This is a genomic window from Erwinia aeris, assembly GCF_041224955.1.
In the GTDB taxonomy this organism is placed as follows: Bacteria; Pseudomonadota; Gammaproteobacteria; order Enterobacterales; family Enterobacteriaceae; genus Erwinia; species Erwinia aeris.
Genome location: NZ_JBGFFX010000028.1, coordinates 1 through 1,449, shown reverse-complemented (window position 1 = coordinate 1,449; position 1,449 = coordinate 1). Strand labels below are relative to the sequence as shown.

The 1,449-nt window shown below is 40.9% G+C and carries 2 protein-coding genes; both read left to right on the top strand.

What is annotated here, in order from left to right:
* Positions 1-565: YPO3983 family protein (locus AB6T85_RS23685; protein ID WP_369897052.1), on the top strand; the 565-nt coding region annotated here is incomplete at its 5' end.
* Complete coding sequence (locus AB6T85_RS23680) at positions 549-1,013, top strand: DUF943 family protein (RefSeq protein WP_369897050.1); 465 nt, start codon at positions 549-551, stop codon at positions 1,011-1,013. The genes AB6T85_RS23685 and AB6T85_RS23680, both read left to right, overlap by 17 nt.
* Positions 1,014-1,449 lie beyond the last annotated feature (436 nt).

Sequence of the window (1,449 nt, the reverse complement as noted above, 5' to 3'; positions counted from 1 at the left end):
GTTTTCCATTTATGGGCCGTACAGCCACCTGATCGAAAAGATGATCACCCATATGCAGAACGGCAACGGTACGCCCTTCCATGATATGTCAATGGACACGGCTTTAAAGGAGCATATTCGCAATGACAGAACAAAAAACAGTACATACTTATTATTGCAAGAAGCCTTAAGCATAAATATTAATTGGGAAAATAAATGTTACCCACGAGAAGGATCAGGCAAACTGAGGGATGCCGTACTTAGCGGAAAGCTTCCTAAATTCGACAGATTCCAGGATAATTATAATGGTATGGGTATCACTGTTCACGATACCTGGGCAACATGTATTACAATAAAGTCATTAAAAATTGATAATGACCGTTACCGGGCAGTGGTGCATTATCAGATCCAGGATCACTTTGGTCTGGACAGCGATGATATTCTGCAAACAAGATTCAACCAGTTTCATTTCTTCCGTATCTGGTTCGTGCTGCAGCGATACTGTCAGTTTGGCTTCAAGCCATACATAACCGATATCGGAGCAACTGTAGAGATTACAGGCGAACGCAATGAAATCCAAAAATAAAAAATTGCTTTGTGCATCATTACTGATTGGCTGTACTCTGCTGGGTTACTTACTTTGGTTGTCATTACGTCCCGTGGAGATCATAGCCATTCACCAAAGGCATAACTATAGCGATATCCTGGTAAAGAATTTTCCATTAACCGAACGAGGGAAAATTAATTATTGGCTGACAAACAAGAAAAAAATAAAGGATATTTACAACACCCCCAAGCCTGCCGAGGATGGTTTTTTTACCATCATTTTTTGGGATTTTGGTGATGGATATAAAGAAACTGATGGTTATGACAGACTCTGCTTTGACGATATGAAAGCAGTAAAAAACTGCATTGATAAAAACTCGCTAATGATGGTGGTATACAGTAAAAATACAGGCTTGTATTTTCGAATGGATAGCGGAAAATATTACGTAAAGGAAAATGGTGAGATAGATAAAAGAAAATACGAATAAATTCAGTCATCTGCCGTTAAGGCAGCAATAAAATTTCCGTTCTTTCTAAATTGCACTTGCCATGTGGGTATAGCAAAAGACCAAAGGGCTATTTCGACGGAAAGAAAAGCGGCAACACCTGGCCACCTGCTACACCTGTGATATTGCGTCCCGATCAGCCCAGATATATAGCGACCTGTTTAACAGATACCGGGCCTTTTGCAGCACGGGCAGGAATTTACTCTTTACCCGCTCTTATCCAGGCCAGCGTGCGTGGTTAACGCTTTTCTGTAAAAAATTACGGTGGTGATTGCACGGCATTTACATCACTGCCAGTCACCGCGTATTATCCTCTGTGAACACTACACCGGACAATGACACAAGGAATGTATCATGATGGCGGCTCTACAGTTTCCCTGTACTATATTCAAAACTCAAAATAGGATGGATGACTATA

Excerpts from the sequence above, each read along its gene's own strand:
- AB6T85_RS23680 (WP_369897050.1), top strand. The coding sequence starts at position 549 with ATGAAATCCAAAAATAAAAAATTGCTTTGTGCATCATTACTGATTGGC.